Raw genomic sequence first — 17,269 nt, 5'->3', positions numbered from 1 at the left:
CTCAGGCGTGCCGCAGGGTGCGTCGCGAGATGAGCGCAGCGGCCAGGGCGACGAAGATCGCGGCACCCGCGGTGAACTGCACACCGAGGTCGAACGCCGAGGCGGCCGAGGCGTGGATCCACCCCTGCACCGGCGCCGCGAACTGCTCGGCGAACTGCAGGGTGCTGCCGAGGGTCTCGAACGCGTTCTCCTGCTCGCCGAACTTCGCGACCGCCGGGACCGTCAGGTTCGAGCGGAACGTCGCGGTGAGCACGCTGCCGAGCACCGCGGTGCCCAGGACGGCACCGATCTCGTAGGCGGTCTCGGAGATCGCCGACGCGGCGCCCGCCTTCTGCGGCGGCACGCTCGACAGGATGAGGTCGTTGGTGATCGTCTCGGCCAGGCCGATGCCGATGCCCAGGATCAGGAACGCCACACCCACCGAGAGCACGGTCGGGTGACCCGTGAAGGCCGCCAGCGCGTAGCCGCTGGACGACAGCATGAAGCTCAGCGGCACGAGGGTGCGCGCCGGGACCCGCTCGACGAGACGTACGGCCGCGAAGCCGGCCGCCATCGTGGCGATCGAGCCCGGCACCAGGACCAGCGCCGACTCCAGCGGGGACAGCCCCAGCACGAGCTGGAGCAGCTGGGCGCCGAAGTAGAGGAAGCCCGCCAGTGCCATGAGGCTGAGGGCGTTCGCCGCCAGGGCGCCGCTGAAGACCGGGTTGCGGAACAGGCTCAGGTCGAGCATCGGCGTGGCACTGCGCTGCTGGCGGCGGATGAACCACCAGCCGGCACCGAGGCCCAGGGCCAGCGCGGCGAGCGTGGTGTCGTCGAGGCCGGCCGTGGCACCGTGCTTGATCGCGAAGACGAGCGGCACCATCGCGACCAGCGACAGCACGACCGAGGTCGGGTCGAACGGGCCGGGCTGGGGGTCGCGCGACTCGGGGATGAGCGCGAGCGCCGCGGGAACGAAGGCGATGATCAACGGGACGTTCAGCAGGAACACCGAGCCCCACCAGAAGTGCTCGAGCAGGTAGCCGCCCACCACCGGGCCGAGGACGGCACCGCCGGAGAACATGGCCGCCCACGCCGCGATCGCGGTGCGCCGGTCGCGCGCGTCCTCGAAGATGTTGCGGATCAGCGACAGCGTCGAGGGCATGAGGGTCGCGCCGAAGAAGCCGAGCAGCGCACGGCCCGCGATCAGCATCTCCGGGCTCGTGCTGAAGGCCGCGAGCACGGAGGCGGCGCCGAATCCGACGGAGCCGGCCACGAGCAGGCGGCGGCGACCGATGCGGTCGCCGAGGCTGCCCATGGCGATGAGCAGACCGGCCAGCATGAGCGCGTAGATGTCGACGATCCACATGAGCTGGTTGCCACTCGGGCGCAGCTCGCGACTGATCTCGGGCAGCGCGAAGGACAGCACCGTGTTGTCGACCGAGACGAGCAGCACGGGCAGCATCAGCACGGCCAACGCGGACCATTCGCGTCGGCCGGCACGGGCGGCATGAGGTGTGAACGTGGACATCACCCTTACTGTACCGTCCAGACGGTACAGTTCCAAAATGACTCGCGTCACAGGGCTTTCCGGTGATCAGGGTCACCCGCGTCGCAGGTTCCGGGCCGTGGACGCGGCCGGATCACTAGGCTGAGCCCATGGCCGAGGAGCGCAGTACCCGCGATCGCGTCCTCGACGCCTTCGAGCGCCTGCTGGTGGGCGCAGGCAGCCGCGCCGCCACGCTGGACGCCGTCGCCGCGGAGGCCGGCGTCTCCAAGGGCGGGCTGCTGTACCACTTCCACAGTCGTGAGGCCCTCGTCGACGGCATGGTCGAGCGGCTGCGCGAGCAGGCGGCTCGCGACGTCGAGCAGATGCGCTCGGCCGAGCAGGGCCCCGTGGCGTTCTACCTCGAGACCTCCGTGGACACCGGCAGCGACTTCGACCGCGCCCTGATCGCGGCGTCGCGCATCGCCCAGGAGCACGACCACGGCGCGCGCGCGGCGCTGGCGGACATCCGCGACGCGTGGTTCGGCGTCCTCAACGAGCACCTCGGCGACGAGGCCCTCGCCCGCACGATCCAGCTCATCGGCGACGGCCTCTACTTCGACGACACCACCGGCCTGGGCAGCCCCGACGCGCTCGGCCACGTGCGCGAGGTCCTGGGCCGCCTCGGCCAGTGAGCCGCGTGTCGGGCCGGCCGGCGCTCAGGTGGACACCGACCCGGACGTGACGCATCGTGGGGAACTCCGAGTCCTTCGACGAATGAGGCCATCCGCATGACGCAACGCACCCCACGACGCGCGCGCAGCGCCGTCACCGCACTCGCCGGCGCACTCGCCCTGACGGCGATCTCGTTCGTCTCACCGACGAGTGCGCAGGCCGCGACGAAGTTCATCGTCGTCCAGCACAACGTGGAGAAGAACGGCGCGGCGATCACCCACGCACTGGCGAAGGCTCACAGCCTCGGCGCCCAGGCGGTGACCCTGCAGGAGGTCTGTGCGAGCGACGTGCCGCTGATCCAGGGCTACGCCGCCAGCGTCGGCCAGACCTGGTCGGTGCATGCGCAGCAGAGCCGTACCGCAGGCTGTGGCGCCCGGGGCGACGTGATGACCGTCGCCGTGCGGACCGCGGCCGGCGCGGACAACGTCGTCCGGTCGCTCTCCCAGGACGAGTCCGTGAACGACGACGGCAGCCTGCACACGCGGCAGCAGGAGCTGGTGTGCGTGCGGTGGACGGACACCTCCGTGCGCACCGTGTGCTCCGTGCACGTCGCGCTGGGCAAGGCGTACGTCGTCGGCAACCCCTCCCTCAACGCGCGCAAGACCCAGATCAAGGAGATCAAGGACATCACCGCGACGTTCATCGGCAACGGCCAGCTGGTCGTCGTGGGCGGCGACTTCAACGCCGTCCCGAAGGACCCGGTGCTGAACCGCATGTACGCCCGCGGCGTCGACGAGGACGGCAACTCCCCGAACGGCAAGTTCTTCGAGGCGGCGCAGCTCGAGGGGCAGACCTCCAACCGCGGGGGCAACGCCACCGACCAGAGCGGCAAGCGCAAGATCGACCACGTGTTCTTCTCGAACAACAAGACCCCGTGGACGCAGTCGGGCGCAGCCTTCAACGCCCTCGACAGCCCGTCCGACCACCAGCTGGTCGTCGCGAAGGCCACCGTCCAGGGTTGACGCCGCGGCGCGGCGCCGGGGTCACCACTCAGGCGTCGCGCCAGACCGGCTCGAGCCGCTCGAACGGCAACCGGTCCAGGACGGCGAGGTCGGCGGCCGCGACCTCGTAGCTGACGCGGTCGGGGCCGTAGGCCACGTCGATCACGTCGGTGTCGCGGCGCAGGCGGCTCTCCATCGCGCCGACCTCGGTGACCGGGACGGTCACCCGGGCCCGCTGCCAGAGGACCCGCTCGCGGACCCCGGCCTCGTCGAGCGCTGCCCCGGTGGCTTCGGCGTAGGCGCGGGCGAGGCCTCCCGTTCCCAGCAGCGTGCCGCCGAACCACCGCGTCACGACCACGACGACGTCGCTGACCTCACGTCCCGTGAGGACCTCGAGCATGGGTCGTCCGGCGGTTCCCGAGGGCTCGCCGTCGTCGTTGCTGCGACGCACTGCGGCCTCGGGGCCGACGATGAAGGCGGTGCAGTGGTGCCGCGCGTCGTGGTGCGTCGCGCGGACGTCGGCGATGAGCGCCCGGGCGCTCGCCTCGTCCTCCACGCGCCCCACACGCGCCAGGAAGCGCGACCTCAGCACCACGATCTCGGCCTCGGCGGTGTCGCCGAGGCCGAGATCGATCGTGCGGTAGGTCGCCACCCTCAGCGCTTGCGCAGTTCCAGGAAGATCGAGGGACCGAAGTCGCTGGAGGCGAGGGGCTTCTGGAGCACGCGCTCGACCGCGACGAGCACCTTGCCCGGCACGTAGCGCTTGAGCTTCTGGCTGCGCAGGTTCGACACCGACAGCTTGCGCTGCAGCACCAGGCCGGCCGCGGCCAGCTGGCCGACGACCGTGTCGATGTTGTGGTTCACGAAGGCGATCGCGTCGGGCTCGTCCGCGGCGACGGTACGGATGCTGACGGGCTCCTTCGGCAGCGCCTTGCCGGCCTTCTTGAACGCGCGACGGTTCTTGAAGTGGCCGTAGTTCGCGACCTCGATGATCGCCGTGCCGCCGGGCGCGAGCACGCGGGCGATCTCGGCGAACTCCTCGGTGGGCTCGGGGATGTGGTGCATGACCCGGACCATCGTGATGAGGTCGAGCTCGCCGTCGCCGAACTGCAGGGCGTCGGCCTGCTGGCGCGCCTTGATGACGTCGGTGCCCTCGAGGAACTTCTCGGCGGCGTCGAGCTGGGTCTGGCTGGGCTCGGCGAGCGTGACCTGGTCGGCGTACTCGCGCAGCAGCAGCGCGAGGCGGCCGAAGCCACCGCCCACGTCGGCGGCCTTGGCGAACCGGCGGCCCTTGAGCAGCCGGCGGATCGCCACCTGCTCGGCGGCGTTCTCGTAGTCGCGGTTGTTCCAGTACTGGGTGTAGTCGTATCCCCGGTCGTACTGGTCGGCGACCTTCTTGCTGGGCTTGTCCTCGTTCACCGGGCAACCCTAACAATCAGGGGCTGAACGGCGGTCATCGCCGGACGCCGGTCAGCGGCCGAAGCGGCGCGGACCGAACTCGGGCTCGGTCTTCGCCATGCCGGCCTTGCGCGCGACGTCGGTGTTCGGCGACTTGAGCATGGCCCGCTGGTACTTGCGCTCGAGCGCGAACGCCCGGCGCGGCTTGGCGAGACGGGTCTCGTTGAGCAGGCGCTTCGACGCGGCGACGGAGTCGGGCGAGCGCGCGAGGAGCTGGTCGATCAGCTCGAGGGCGGGCTTGGTCGGGTCCTCGGCGACGCCCGAGGCGATGCCGTACTCGACGGCCTGCTCGCCGGAGAACACCTCGCCGGTCATCACGAGGCGCTTGGCCAGGTCGGCGCCGACCAGCTCGGCCAGCGCCACGGTGCCGCTCATGTCGGGGACCAGGCCCCACTTGGCCTCCATGATCGACCACTGGCAGTCGGGGGTGGTGAACCGGAAGTCCGCGCCCAGCGCCAGCTGGATGCCGCCGCCGAACACGTGGCCGCGCGTCACGGCGATGACCGGAACGGAGAGCTCGCGCCAGGCCCACAGCGGCTGCTGGAACTTGTTCGTGCCCTTGAGCGGATTCGGCATGAAGTACCGGGCGACGCGCTTCTTGTCGGTCATCACCTGGCCGAAGTCCAGGCCCGCGCAGAAGGACGGGCCGCGGCCCTCGAGCAGCACCGCGCGGACGTTCGGATCGGCCTCGATCCGGTCGGCGGCCTCCAGGAGGCCGTCGAGCACGCCGAACGTGATGCCGTTCAGCTTGTCGGGGCGGTTGAGCCAGACGTGGGCGATGGGCCCCTCGATCTCGGTGACGACATGCTGTTCGGTCATGCGCTCAGGGTAGATCGTCGCCGAGCGCCTTCCGCAACTGCCGCACGGTCTCGGTCAGGGAGTGCGACGTGACGACGTCCCGCGGCCACCCCGCACCACCGAGGAACAGTGCGGTGTGGCGCCCCAGCTCGGCCAGCCGTTCCAGGGTCTCGGGCCCCGGCTTCATCACCGAGGACCAGAGGAACACGGCGTCGGGCCGGCTGCTGCTCACGAAGGACTCGAGCGACTCCATGGGCAGCCTGGCACCGAGCTCGGTCCACCCGTGGCCGTGACGGGCCAGGGCCGCGCCGAGCGCGACGATCGGCAGCTTGTGCTGCTCGTCCTCCACGCTGGCCAGCACGACCCGCGCCGGCCCGCGCGAGGGGTAGCGGTGCGCCGCCGCGCGCAGGGCCGTCAGGACGCACGCGGTGACGAGGTGCTCGCCGGCCACGTCGATCCGCCCGTCCTCCCAGTACAGGCCGACCTGGATCATCGCCGGGGCGATGGCCGAGTCCCAGGCCTCCTCGACGCCGAAGCGCTCGATCGCGCTCTCGGCGGCCTCCTGCACCTTCGCGGCGTCGAGCTCCTTCGCGCCCTCGAGCATGTCGAAGACGGTCTGCTCGTGGGCGGAGGCCCTGAGGCCGGCGGGTCCGGCCCCCACGATCGCGGCCAGCTCGTGCGGCGAGAGCCGCTTCACCCGCTCGGCGGCGTCGTGGGCGGGGACGCCCGACTCGATGAACCGGGCCATCGTCGCGACGCGGTCGGCGTCGACGATCGTGTAGCGACGGTGGCCGCCCGCCGTACGGAAGGTCGGACCGACGCCATAGCGGCGTTCCCAGGTCCGGAGGGTGGGAGCCGCGATTCCCAGCATCTCGGAGAGGGTACCCACGGTCCAGCGGCGGTGCATGCGGTCGATCATAAAACTTATTCAGGGTGCTTGCACAATGAATAGATTAGGTAGTACCGTCGAACTACTTGCCGGGTTGCGCACACAGCTCGAGTCAGTCCTCACCCTTGGGGAAGGGGCAGGAAACATGGTCAACATCAAGCGACTTCCGTCGCCCATCATTGAGTCCTACGAATGGCAGTGGGAGGGCGCCTGCATGGGCGTCGACTCCTCCGTTTTTTTCTCGCCCGAAGCTGAACGCGGCATGAAGCGCCACCGCCGTGAAGAGTCCGCCAAGGCCGTCTGCGCCACGTGCCCGGTCATCGACCGGTGCCGGGAGCACGCCCTCGCCGTCCAGGAGCCGTACGGCGTCTGGGGTGGCCTCACCGAGTCCGAGCGCACCGAGATCCTGGCCGGCCGTCAGGCCGCTGTCGGCTGATGGCGGCGCCGAAGAAGGCGAAGGCCAGCACCTCCGCCAAGATCCTCTACCAGCCGGTCGGGCTGATCACGTCGATCCTGGCGGGTCTGATCGCCTCGGCGGTGTTCAAGCAGGTGTGGAAGCGCGCCAGCCCGAACAGCGAGGGCGATCCGCCCAACCCGACCCAGTCGGAGTTCCCGCTCAAGGAGATCCTGCTCGCTGCGGTGATCCAGGGCGCGATCTTCTCCGGCGTACGTGCGATCGTCCAGCGGCAGGGCGCCAAGGCGTTCGCCAAGGCGACGGGTGAGTGGCCCGGCGACTGATCGTCTCCTTCTCAGCTGACGTCGGTTCCCTCCTCCTGCCGACCTCAGCACTCTGGCAATGGCCGCGGGTTCTCCCCCCGCGGCCATTGCGCGTCCCGGGCACGCTCAGCGCGCTGCCAGGACGACGACCGACTGCCCGAGCGCGGGATAGGTCGAGCCGAACGACACCTCGTCGTCGGGACGGGCGGTGTCGACCTCGAGCCGCCAGGCACGGTGCTGCCCCGGGTCGGGGAGCGCCATCTCGATGTCGCCGCCCACGTTGAGGACGACGAAGACGGCGTCGTCCAGCGCCTCGCCCATCGGGTCGCCCGCAGCGCCCCGCAGGAGCAGGCCCACCGACCGCCACTCGGGGTCGTGCCAGTCCTCGGCCGTCGGGGTCGCCCCGTCGGCCCGGTGCCACGTCACGTCTCTGTGGCCGTCAGCGCGCTCGCGGCCGTGCATGAAGGTGCGCTGGCGCAGCACCGGCTGCTCGCGGCGCAACCGGACGAGCCGGCGCACCAGCGCGAGCAGCCCGGTGTCGGGCGCCGACCAGTCGATCCAGCCGAGCTCGTTGTCCTGCGCGTAGGCGTTGTTGTTGCCGCCCTGGCTGTTGCCGATCTCGTCGCCGGCCAGCAGCATCGGCACCCCCTGCGACACCAGCAGCGTCGCCAGCAGCCCGCGCACCCGGCGCGCCCGTGCGGCCAGGACGTCGGGATCGTCGGTGGGGCCTTCGACCCCGAGGTTGTCCGAGAGGTTCTCGTCGTGGCCGTCCCGGTTGTCCTCGCCGTTGGCCTCGTTGTGCTTGTGCGCGTAGGAGGCGAGGTCGGCCACGGTGAACCCGTCGTGGGCCGTGACGAAGTTGACCGAGGCGGTGGCCCCGCGTGAGCCGTGGTCGAACTGGTCGGCCGAACCCAGCAGCCGGGCGCCGACGTCGGCACTGCCGAGCGACCGGACCTGCCACGCCCGGCGGATCCCGTCGCGGAAGCGGTCGTTCCACTCCGAGAACGGGTGCGGGAACCGGCCCAGCCGATGGCCGCCGGGGCCGAGGTCCCACGGCTCGGCGATCAGCTTCACCGTCGACAGCACCGGGTCCTGGCGGATGGCGCTGAAGAACGGCCCGTGGGGGCGGAAGCCCTTCTGGGTGCGGCCGAGCGTGGTGGCGAGGTCGAACCGGAACCCGTCGACCCCGAGCACCTCGACCCAGTACCTCAGGCTGTCCATCACGAGCCGCAGCACCGGCGGCCGGTCGACGGCGAGGGTGTTGCCCGTGCCCGTGTCGTCGACGTAGTGACGTCCCGCGTCGACGAGCCGGTAGTACGCGGTGTTGTCCAGACCGCGCAACGACAGCGTGGGGCCGAGCTCGTCACCCTCGCCGGTGTGGTTGTAGACGACGTCGACGATGACCTCGATGCCCGCCTCGTGCAGGGCGTGGACGGCCTGGCGGAGCTCGGCGACCGCGTCGTCCCGGGCGTACCGGGGCTCGGGGGCGCACCACGCGATGGGCTGGTAGCCCCAGTAGTTCCGCAGGTCCTTTGCGACGAGGAAGCGGTCGTCGAGGAACGCCTGCACCGGCAACAGCTCGACGGCGTTGACCCCCAGCGAGGTCAGGTGGTCGATGACGGCAGGCGACGCGAGGCCCTCGTAGGTGCCGCGCACCTCCTCGGGGACGCCGGGGTGCGCGGCGGTGAGGCCCTTCACGTGCGCCTCGTAGATCACCAGGTCGCTGAAGGCATGGCCGGGCCGGTTGGTCGTCGGGTCGGGGCCCGCCGGGTCGCCCTGCACGATGCCGCGCGGGACCACGGGCGCACTGTCGCGGTCGTCGAGCGTGAGGTCGTCGTCACCGGCGTGCCCGGACATCGCCTCGTCCCAGCGCAGCGGCCGGTCGAGCGCGCGGGCGTACGGGTCGATGAGCAGCTTGGCGGGGTTGAACCGCAGGCCCTCCTCGGGCCGGTGGGGGCCGTGGGCGCGCAGGCCGTACCGCGTGCCGGGTCCGACTCCGGTCACGTGGGCGTGTCGGACGTCACCGTCGCGGAAGACGAGGTCGATCCGCTCCTCGGCACCCGACTCGTCGAACAGGCAGAGCTCGACCCGCTCGGCGTTCGCCGACCAGACCGCCACGTTGACGCCGTCGCCGTCGACGGTGACGCCCAGGGGGTACGGCCGGCCGGTGGTCACGGCTCGGGTCATCGCACGATCTCCGCGAACAGCGTCGCGTAGCGCTCGGCGGAAGGCCCCCAGTCCACCGGCGTGGACATCGCCCGGTGGCGCAGCCGCTGCCAGGCGGGCGGGTCGGCGTACAGCTCGCGCGCCCGGGAGAGCGCCCCGGCGAGCCCGCCCGCGTCGATGTCGGCGAAGGCGAAGCCGGTGGCCACGTCGGCGGCGAGGTTCTCCGGCGAGGCATCCACGACGGTGTCGCGCAGACCTCCGGTGGACGCGACGACCGGGATCGCGCCGTAGCGCATCCCGTAGAGCTGGGTCAGCCCGCAGGGCTCGAAGCGCGACGGCACGAGGACCAGGTCGCCCCCGCCGTACATCCGGTGGCTGAGGGGCTCGTCGTAGCCGATCCGCACGCCGATCGACTGCGAGTACCGGGCGGCGAGGTCGTTCAGGGCGTACTCGTAGCCGGGGTCGCCGGAGCCCAGGACGATCACGGCCCCGCCGGCCTCCACGAATCCCGGGAGGGCCTCGAGCAGCAGGTCGACACCCTTCTGGTGCGTGAGCCGGGTGACCACGACCGCGAGCGGGCCGGCCGGCTCCGCCAGCCCGAACTCGGCGAGCAGCTCGCGCCGGTTGCGGTCCTTCGCTGCCGGGTCGTCGACGGAGTAGTGGACGACCGCGCGATCCGACGCGGGGTCCCACACGGTCGTGTCGATCCCGTTGACGATGCCGAGCAGGTCACCGCCGTCCCGGCGCGCGGCGGCCACGCCCTCGAGCCCGAACCCGAACTCGGGCGTCGTCAGCTCCTGCGCGTACGTGGGGCTGACGCTCGTCACCTTCGTGGCGTGCACCATGCCGGCCTTCAGCGTGCTGACGAGACCGTGGTACTCCAGCGCCTCGTGGTGGAAGTCCCACGTCGGCAGGCGCAGCCGGTCCAGCTGGTCGGGCCCGAAAATGCCCTGGAAGGCGATGTTGTGGATGGTCATCACGGTCGGCACGTCAGCCTCCGCGTAGCGCAGGTACGACGGCACGAGGCCCGCCTGCCAGTCGTGGGCGTGCACCACGTCGGGGCGCCAGCGGTCGGAGGTGCCGTCGATCGCGATCCGCGCACCGACCCACGACAGCGCCGCGAACCGCACGTGGTTGTCGGGGTGGTCGTGGCCGTCGACGTTGTACGGCCCGCCGGGGCGGTCGAAGAGGTGCGGCGCGTCGAGCAGCATGAGGTCGACCCCGGCGTGGCGCCCGGCGCGCACGACCGCCGGGCCGCCGAACAGGTCGGGGTCCTCCCAGACGGTCTTCGTCGAGCCGACCCGGTCGAGGATCCCCGGGTACGCGGGCACCAGGACGCGCGACCGCCAGCCCTGCTCGGCGAGGGCGGACGGCAGGGCACCGACGACGTCGGCGAGCCCCCCGGTCTTGAGCAGCGGGGCGCACTCCGACGCCACCGAGAGCAGGCGGCGCGGGCGAGGGGGCATCGACTACTCCAGGGAGGCCGCGCGGCGGTCGAGCATCGGCTGGGTCACCAGCACGATCCCGTTCTCGGTCCGGCGGAACCAGCGGTTGTCCTCGTCGGGGTCCTCGCCGACCACGAGCCCCTCGGGGATGTGGACCCGGCTGTCGACCACGGCGTTCGTCAGCCGGGCACCGCGGCCGACGTCGACGTGCGGCAGCGCCACGACGCGGTCGAGCATCGAGTACGAGTGCGTGCGGGTGCCCGTGAACAGCAGCGAGTTGTGCACCTCTGAGCCGCTCACGATGCAGTCGCCCGCGATGAGCGACTGGATCGCCTGGCCGCGCCGTCCCTCCTCGTCGTGGGCGAACTTCGCCGGCGGCGTGAACTCCGCGTACGTCCAGATCGGCCACGAGTTGTCGTAGAGGTCGAGCGCCGGGATGAACTCGGTCAGGTCGATGTTGGCCTGCCAGAACGTGTCGATCGTGCCGACGTCGCGCCAGTAGGGCTCCGTCTCCAGACCGGTCATGACGCACGACTCGCTGAACCGGTGGGCGTAGGCACTGCCGCCGCGGACGATCGCCGGGATCAGGTCGAACCCGAAGTCGTGCCGCGAGCTGGTGTCCTCGGCGTCCTGGCGCAGCAGCTCGCGCAGGAAGTCCCAGTCGAAGACGTAGATGCCCATCGACGCGAGGGCGACGTCCGGGTCCTCCGGGGTGCCCGGCGGATCGGCCGGCTTCTCGAGGAAGTCGACGATGAGGCCGGTCGCGTCGACGTGCATGACGCCGAACGCCGTGGCCTCCTCGCGCGGCACGGTCAGGCAGCCCACGGTCACGTCGGCGCCCGTCTCGACGTGCTGGCGCAGCATGACCTCGTAGTCCATCTTGTAGACGTGGTCGCCAGCCAGGACGATCACGTACTTGACCTTGTAGTCGTCGACGATGTCGATGTTCTGCGTCACGGCGTCGGCGGTGCCGAGGTACCACTTGGTCTCCTCGACGCGCTGGCTCGCAGGGAGGATGTCCAGGTACTCGTTGCGCTCGGCCTGGAAGAAGTTCCAGCCCCGCTGCATGTGCCGGATCAGGGAGTGGGCCTTGTACTGCGTGGCGACGGCCATCTTCCGGATGCCGGAGTTGAGCGCGTTCGACAGCGGGAAGTCGATGATGCGCCACTCGCCGCCGAACTGCACGGCCGGTTTCGCCCGTCGGTCGGTGAGCTCCTCGAGGCGGCTGCCGCGTCCGCCCGCCAGCACGAACGCCATCGCTTGACTGGACAGTCGGGGCGGCGCGCCGGCGTCGCGACCCGTCAAGATCGGGATGGTCATGACCGTTCCTCCACGAAGTAGACAGCGGACAGGGGCGGCAGCGTCAGCATCGCCGACTGTGCCTCGTTCTGGGCGGGGACGGGCTCGGTCTCGATGGCGCCGCCGTTGCCACGGTCGGCACCTCCGTAGAAGCGCGAGTCGGTGTTGAGCGCCTCGGTCCAACGACCCGCGACGGGGAACCCGATGCGGAAGCCGGTGCGCTCGACGGGGGTCAGGTTGAGCACGACGACCACGTGCTGGTCGTCCTCGTCACCGCGACGGAGCCAGGCGAAGACCTGCTCATCCACGGCGTCGACGAGCAGCCACTGGAACCCGCGGCCGTGGGTGTCGTGGCGGTGCAGCGCGGGAAGCTCGCGGTACAGCCGGTTGAGGTCGCGGACGAGGCTCTGGACTCCGACGTGGCCCGGGTCGTGCAGCACGCCCCAGTCCAGCTCGCCGTCGTGGTTCCACTCGGCGGGCTGGCCGAGCTCCTGCCCCATGAACAGCAGCTTCTTGCCCGGGTAGCCCCACATGTAGCCGTAGAACGACTTGAGGTTGCCCAGCTTGTCGGCGTGGTTGCCGGGCATGCGCCCGTACATCGAGCCCTTGCCGTGGACGACCTCGTCGTGGCTGATCGGCAGGACGAAGTTCTCGGTGAAGGCGTACGTGAGGCCGAACGTGAGCTCGTCCTGGTGGTGCTTGCGGTGGACCGGGTCCTTGCCGAAGTAGGTCAGCGAGTCGTTCATCCAGCCGAGGTTCCACTTGTAGCCGAACCCCAGGCCCTGCTCGTCGACGCGGCGGGTGACGCCCGGGAAGGTGGTCGACTCCTCGGCGATCATCACCACGCCGTCGTGCTCGCCGTAGGCCGCGACGTTGGCCTCCTGGACGAACGTCACCGCCTCGTAGTTCTCGCGGCCGCCGTCCTTGTTGGGGATCCACTCACCGGGCTGGCGCGAGTAGTCGCGGTAGAGCATCGAGGCGACGGCGTCCACCCGCAGGCCGTCGAGGTGGTACTCGTCCAGCCAGTACAGCGCGTTCGAGACGAGGTAGTTCAGCACCTCCGGGCGGCCGTAGTTGAAGATCAGCGTGTTCCAGTCGGGGTGGAAGCCCTCGCGCGGGTCGGCGTGCTCGTACAGCGGCGTGCCGTCGAACCGGCCGAGTCCGTGCTGGTCGGTGGGGAAGTGCCCGGGCACCCAGTCGGCCAGCACCCCGAGGCCCTTCGCGTGGGCCGCGTCGACGAACGCGGCGAACTCCGCGGGCGTCCCGTAGCGGATCGTCGGCGCGTAGAGGCCGATCGGCTGGTAGCCCCACGACCCGTCGAAGGGATGCTCGCTGACGGGCAGCACCTCCAGGTGGGTGAAGCCGAGGTCGGCCACGTAGTCGACCAGTCGCGTGGCCGCCTCGAGGTACGACAGGGGGCGGTTCCCCTCCTCCGCGACGCGTCGCCACGAGCCGAGGTGGACCTCGTAGATGCTCATCGGCGCGTCGACCGCGTGGATGTCCGCCCGGCTCGCGAGCCAGTCGGCGTCCTGCCATGCGTGGCGGCCGAGCTCGCGAACGACCGAGCCGGTGCGCGGCGGGTGCTCACTGCCGAAGCCCACGGGGTCGGCCTTGAGCGGCAGCTGGCGGCCGCCCGGGCCGAGGATGTCGTACTTGTAGACGCACCCCTCGCCGAGGCCGGGCAGGAAGACCTCCCACACGCCGGTCGCCCCGCGCGGGCGCATCGGGTGCACCGCGCCGTTCCAGCCGTTGAAGTCACCGACGACCGAGACCCGTTCGGCGTTCGGGGCCCACACGGCGAAGTGCACGCCGGTGGTCTCCTCGTGCGTGATGACGCGGGCGCCGAGCACCTGCCACAGCCGCCGGTGGGTGCCCTCGCCGATCAGGTACTCGTCGATCTCGCCGAGAACGGGACCGAAGCGGTAGGGATCCTCGTACTCCTCGGTGCCGGCCTCGGGCCACTGGACGCGCACCCGGTAGAACGGCAGTGAGGGACCGACGAAGACGTCGCGGGCGGCAGGGTGCCGGGACAGCTCGACCTCGTCGGTGTCGTTGACGACCCAGACGCGCTCGGCACCGGGGCGGTGCACCACGACGTGGTGACCGTCGTCGGTGGGACCGAGGGCCGCGAACGGGTCGCGGTGCAGGCCCTGCGCGAGCTGCCACGCCTCGGCCGCGTCGAGCACGAGCGGGGTCGTGTCCTCACCGGCCATGCGTCCCTCCTCGGCTGCCATCTGTTTCATACAACCACCGGCGGCGCCGGTTGGCACCCTTGAGACGCGTCGGGCTCGCCGGACTCAGAGCGCCGGGGTGATGTTCCAGATGCGGCTCATGTACTCGCGCACCGAGCGGTCGGAGCTGAAATAGCCCGTCCGGGCGACGTTGAGGAGAGCCATCCGCTGCCAGCGCTCGTGGTCGAGGTACGTGCGGTCGACCGCCTGCTGGGTCTCGTCGTAGGAGTCGAAGTCCGACGCCACGAGGAACCAGTCGCTGTTCCAGATCATGTCGAGGATGGCGCCGTAGCGGTTCGGCTCGTCCGGACTGAACGTCCCCTCGGCGATGGCCTGGAGCACGTCGCGCATCGCCTGGCTCTTCTCGATCGCCGTGCGGGCGTGGTCGGGCTCGTTCCGGCGGGCCGTGACCTCGTCGGCGGTCAGGCCGAAGAGGAAGAAGTTGTCCGCACCGACGTGCTCGCGGATCTCGACGTTGGCGCCGTCGAGGGTGCCGATCGTCAGCGCGCCGTTCAGCGCGAACTTCATGTTGCCCGTGCCCGAGGCCTCCATGCCGGCGGTCGAGATCTGCTCGGAGAGGTCGGCCGCGGGGATGAGCTTCTCGGCCATCGACACGTTGTAGTTCGCCGGGTAGACGACCTGCAGCAGGTCGCGGGTCTCCGGGTCCGCGTTCACGACGGCGGCGACGTCGTTGATGAGCCGGATGATGTCCTTGGCCATGACGTAGCTGGGCGCGGCCTTGCCACCGAAGATCTTGACCCGCGGCACCCACCCGGCGCCCGGATCGCGCTTGATGCGCTGCCAGTGGGCGATGGTCCACAGGATGTTCATCAGCTGGCGCTTGTACTCGTGCAGCCGCTTGACCTGGACGTCGTACAGCGCGTCGGTCGGGACCTCGATGCCGTGGTGGTCGGCAAGCCAGCCCGCGAGCCGCTCCTTGGCCTGGCGCTTCGTGGCGCCGAACGCCTCGCGGAAGGCCGGGTCGTCGATGTGGTCCTCGAGGCCTTGGAGCCGCTCGAGGTCGGTCTCCCAGCCGGACCCGAGCGTGTCGGTGAGCAGCCGGGCCAGCGGCGGGTTCGCGAGCGCGATCCACCGGCGCGGCGTGACGCCGTTGGTCACGTTGACGATCCGGTCGGGGTGCAGGCTGTCGAGGGCCGGGAAGAGGTCGCGGCGCACGAGGTCGGTGTGCAGCGCCGAGACGCCGTTGATCTTGTGGCTCGTGACGAAGGCGAGGTCGCCCATCCTGACCTGGTCGTCGCCGATGAGGCCGACGCCCTCGGGCCGCGGCCCGTGCAGCTCGGCATCGCGCCGGTCGAGCTGCTCGATGATCTGCAGGTGGCGCGGCAGCACCTTGCGCATGAGGCCGACCGACCAGTGCTCGAGCGCCTCGGGCAGCAGGGTGTGGTTCGTGTAGCCGAGCACCTGAGTCGAGAGGTCGACCGCCGCGTCGAACCCGAAGCCGTGCTCGTCGACCAGCAGCCGAATGAGCTCAGGGCCGGCGATCGCGGGGTGGGTGTCGTTCATCTGGATCGCGACGTACTCGGGCAGCCGGCGCAGGTCGTCGTGGGTCTCGAGGTAGCGGCGCACGATGTCCTGCACCGAGGCCGAGGTCAGGAAGTACTCCTGCGAGAGCCGCAGCTCCTTGCCCCGCGAGGTCGTGTCGTTCGGGTAGAGCACGCGCGAGAGGGTGCGCGCCCACGCCTCGGGCTCGGCCGCGGCGGTGAAGTCGCCCGCGTTGAAGCGCTCGAGGTCGAACAGGTCGGCGCTGGGCTTAGCCGCCCAGAGGCGCAGCGTGTTCGCCCACTGGCGCCCGTAGCCGACCACCGGGGTGTCGTGCGCCTCGGCGAGGACCCGCAGCTGCGGCGTCCAGACCTGGCGGCCGTCCTGCTCGACGACCTCGCCGCGGAAGCCGACGGGGTAGGCCGACTCGGGGCGGGTGAAGCTCCACGGGTTGTCGGTGACGAGCCAGTCCTCGGGGGCCTCGACCTGCCGGCCGCCCTCGAACCGCTGCTTGAACAGGCCGTGCTCGTAGCGGATGCCGTAGCCGTAGGCCGGGCAGCCCAGCGTGGCCATCGACTCGAGGTAGCAGGCCGCCAGCCGGCCGAGACCGCCGTTGCCGAGCGCCGCGTCGGGCTCGTCGTCGGCGATGTCGGCGAAGTCCAGGCCCAGGCGGTCGAACACCTGGACCGCGACGTCGCGCAGCCCGAGGTTGATCGTGGCGTCCTCGAGCAGGCGCCCGATGAGGAACTCCATCGACAGGTAGTAGACGCGCTTGCGGTCCTCGTTCCACGTGCGCCGGGTGGCGTCGAACCACGGCTCGAGCGCGCGGTCGCGGATCGTGTAGGACAGCGCCATCCGCCAGTCGAACTTCGAGGCGTGCTCGGGATCCGTGCCGACCGTGTACTGCAGGTGGTGCAGGAGGGAGCGGCGGAACTGCTCGGGCGTGGGCTCGGGAAGGGTCAGGTCGTCGAGGTCGACGCCGTGGACTTCCAGGGACTCGGACATGTGACTCCCGCGGGGGTGATGGGGATTCGGCTCCAGCGCGCGCGACGTCGGGCGCGTCACGGCCATCCTAGGGTCGTCACCGCCACCTTCGCCGGGTGAGAGGTGTGGGCCCAGCCACTGCTGCGGTGCCGAAGAGCTGCCAGCTCAGGCCACGCCGCGGGCGGCCATCGTCGCGACGTCGTGAGCGCGCTGCTCCAGGTCCCGGGCGAGCCGGCTCAGCACGGCGAGGTCGACCGGACTGGCTGCCTTGAGCGCAGCCGCGCGGATGAAGGAGGTCACCTTCACGCCGGCCTGGTCCGCGAGGATCGTCCTGCAGCCGGACTGATCCCACGGCCGACTTTTGTGACAGGAGTCGGCCCCGCGGGCCTCCGTGAGCCGAAACGCGTCACAAAAGTCCGGCGGCTGACGGGCCGACGGCCCCCTGGACACGACAAAGCCCCTGCTCCGCGGGCAACCGCAGGTCAGGGGCTCTCTCGTTCTGGTGCGCGAGGGGGGATTTGAACCCCCACGCCCTTGCGGACACTGGCACCTGAAGCCAGCGCGTCTACCATTCCGCCACTCGCGCAGTGATCCGGTGAACCGGACCGACGTCAGAGTCTAACAGGACCGGCGGAGGACGCGAA

15 protein-coding genes and 1 tRNA gene are annotated in these 17,269 nt (G+C 70.7%); 4 read left to right on the top strand and 12 right to left on the bottom strand.

Going from position 1 to position 17,269, the window contains the following annotated elements; genetic code table 11:
* Position 1: 1 nt before the first annotated feature.
* Complete coding sequence (locus ACY1JX_RS10385; RefSeq protein WP_462563928.1) at positions 2–1,507, bottom strand: MFS transporter; 1,506 nt, start codon at positions 1,505–1,507, stop codon at positions 2–4.
* 128 nt (positions 1,508–1,635) lie between these two features.
* On the opposite strand from ACY1JX_RS10385, the gene ACY1JX_RS10380 reads away from it, so the two are divergent.
* Positions 1,636–2,157: a TetR/AcrR family transcriptional regulator gene (locus ACY1JX_RS10380; RefSeq protein ID WP_181753464.1), complete on the top strand. Its 522-nt coding sequence runs from the start codon at positions 1,636–1,638 to the stop codon at positions 2,155–2,157.
* A gap of 96 nt (positions 2,158–2,253) precedes the next feature.
* Positions 2,254–3,159 carry an endonuclease/exonuclease/phosphatase family protein gene (locus ACY1JX_RS10375; protein WP_462563927.1) on the top strand — a complete coding sequence of 302 codons (906 nt, stop codon included), beginning with the start codon at positions 2,254–2,256 and terminating at the stop codon, positions 3,157–3,159.
* 28 nt (positions 3,160–3,187) lie between these two features.
* Here the strand turns inward: ACY1JX_RS10375 and ACY1JX_RS10370 are convergent, their stop codons facing one another.
* From ACY1JX_RS10370 to ACY1JX_RS10355, 4 genes are read right to left on the bottom strand one after another with little or no spacing between them, the layout of a single operon-like run.
* Entirely contained in the window at positions 3,188–3,790 is a 603-nt protein-coding gene (locus tag ACY1JX_RS10370; protein WP_462563926.1) for an IMPACT family protein, read from the bottom strand.
* A gap of 2 nt (positions 3,791–3,792) precedes the next feature.
* The gene (locus tag ACY1JX_RS10365; protein WP_181753467.1) at positions 3,793–4,557 is read right to left on the bottom strand and encodes a methyltransferase domain-containing protein; all 765 of its coding nucleotides are present in this window, start codon (positions 4,555–4,557) and stop codon (positions 3,793–3,795) included.
* A gap of 51 nt (positions 4,558–4,608) precedes the next feature.
* Complete coding sequence (locus tag ACY1JX_RS10360; RefSeq protein ID WP_181753468.1) at positions 4,609–5,415, bottom strand: crotonase/enoyl-CoA hydratase family protein; 807 nt, start codon at positions 5,413–5,415, stop codon at positions 4,609–4,611.
* A gap of 4 nt (positions 5,416–5,419) precedes the next feature.
* Positions 5,420–6,301 carry a MerR family transcriptional regulator gene (locus tag ACY1JX_RS10355; protein ID WP_462563924.1) on the bottom strand — a complete coding sequence of 294 codons (882 nt, stop codon included), beginning with the start codon at positions 6,299–6,301 and terminating at the stop codon, positions 5,420–5,422.
* A 127-nt stretch (positions 6,302–6,428) separates the two neighbouring features.
* Between ACY1JX_RS10355 and ACY1JX_RS10350 the strand changes: the two genes are divergently transcribed.
* Complete coding sequence (locus tag ACY1JX_RS10350) at positions 6,429–6,719, top strand: WhiB family transcriptional regulator (RefSeq protein WP_181753472.1); 291 nt, start codon at positions 6,429–6,431, stop codon at positions 6,717–6,719.
* On the top strand, positions 6,719–7,021 hold the full coding sequence (locus tag ACY1JX_RS10345; protein ID WP_181753474.1) for a DUF4235 domain-containing protein: 303 nt from the start codon (positions 6,719–6,721) through the stop codon (positions 7,019–7,021). Before ACY1JX_RS10350 ends, ACY1JX_RS10345 begins: the two co-directional genes overlap by 1 nt.
* Before the next feature lie 105 nt (positions 7,022–7,126).
* On the opposite strand, the gene glgX is transcribed toward ACY1JX_RS10345, so the two are convergent.
* From glgX to ACY1JX_RS10310, 7 genes are all read right to left on the bottom strand, one after another.
* On the bottom strand, positions 7,127–9,187 hold the full coding sequence (gene glgX, locus ACY1JX_RS10340) for a glycogen debranching protein GlgX (RefSeq protein WP_462563923.1): 2,061 nt from the start codon (positions 9,185–9,187) through the stop codon (positions 7,127–7,129).
* Entirely contained in the window at positions 9,184–10,632 is a 1,449-nt protein-coding gene (gene glgA, locus ACY1JX_RS10335) for a glycogen synthase GlgA (protein WP_462563922.1), read from the bottom strand. The genes glgX and glgA overlap by 4 nt, the downstream gene beginning before the upstream one ends.
* A 3-nt stretch (positions 10,633–10,635) precedes the next feature.
* The gene (gene glgC / locus ACY1JX_RS10330; protein ID WP_462563921.1) at positions 10,636–11,931 is read right to left on the bottom strand and encodes a glucose-1-phosphate adenylyltransferase; all 1,296 of its coding nucleotides are present in this window, start codon (positions 11,929–11,931) and stop codon (positions 10,636–10,638) included.
* A complete protein-coding gene (gene glgB, locus ACY1JX_RS10325; protein WP_462563920.1) occupies positions 11,928–14,153 on the bottom strand; it encodes a 1,4-alpha-glucan branching protein GlgB in 2,226 nt (741 codons plus the stop codon). Before glgB ends, glgC begins: the two co-directional genes overlap by 4 nt.
* A 54-nt stretch (positions 14,154–14,207) precedes the next feature.
* The gene (locus ACY1JX_RS10320; protein ID WP_462563919.1) at positions 14,208–16,646 is read right to left on the bottom strand and encodes a glycogen/starch/alpha-glucan phosphorylase; all 2,439 of its coding nucleotides are present in this window, start codon (positions 16,644–16,646) and stop codon (positions 14,208–14,210) included.
* 144 nt (positions 16,647–16,790) lie between these two features.
* The gene (locus ACY1JX_RS10315; protein ID WP_462563917.1) at positions 16,791–16,931 is read right to left on the bottom strand and encodes a hypothetical protein; all 141 of its coding nucleotides are present in this window, start codon (positions 16,929–16,931) and stop codon (positions 16,791–16,793) included.
* A 194-nt stretch (positions 16,932–17,125) separates the two neighbouring features.
* Positions 17,126–17,211: transfer RNA gene (locus tag ACY1JX_RS10310), tRNA-Leu, on the bottom strand.
* Positions 17,212–17,269: the final 58 nt, after the last annotated feature.

This window comes from Aeromicrobium sp. JP4, from assembly GCF_054957925.1.
The sequence above is the reverse complement of the archived record's forward strand: the minus strand, read 5'-3'. Positions and strand labels throughout refer to the sequence as shown.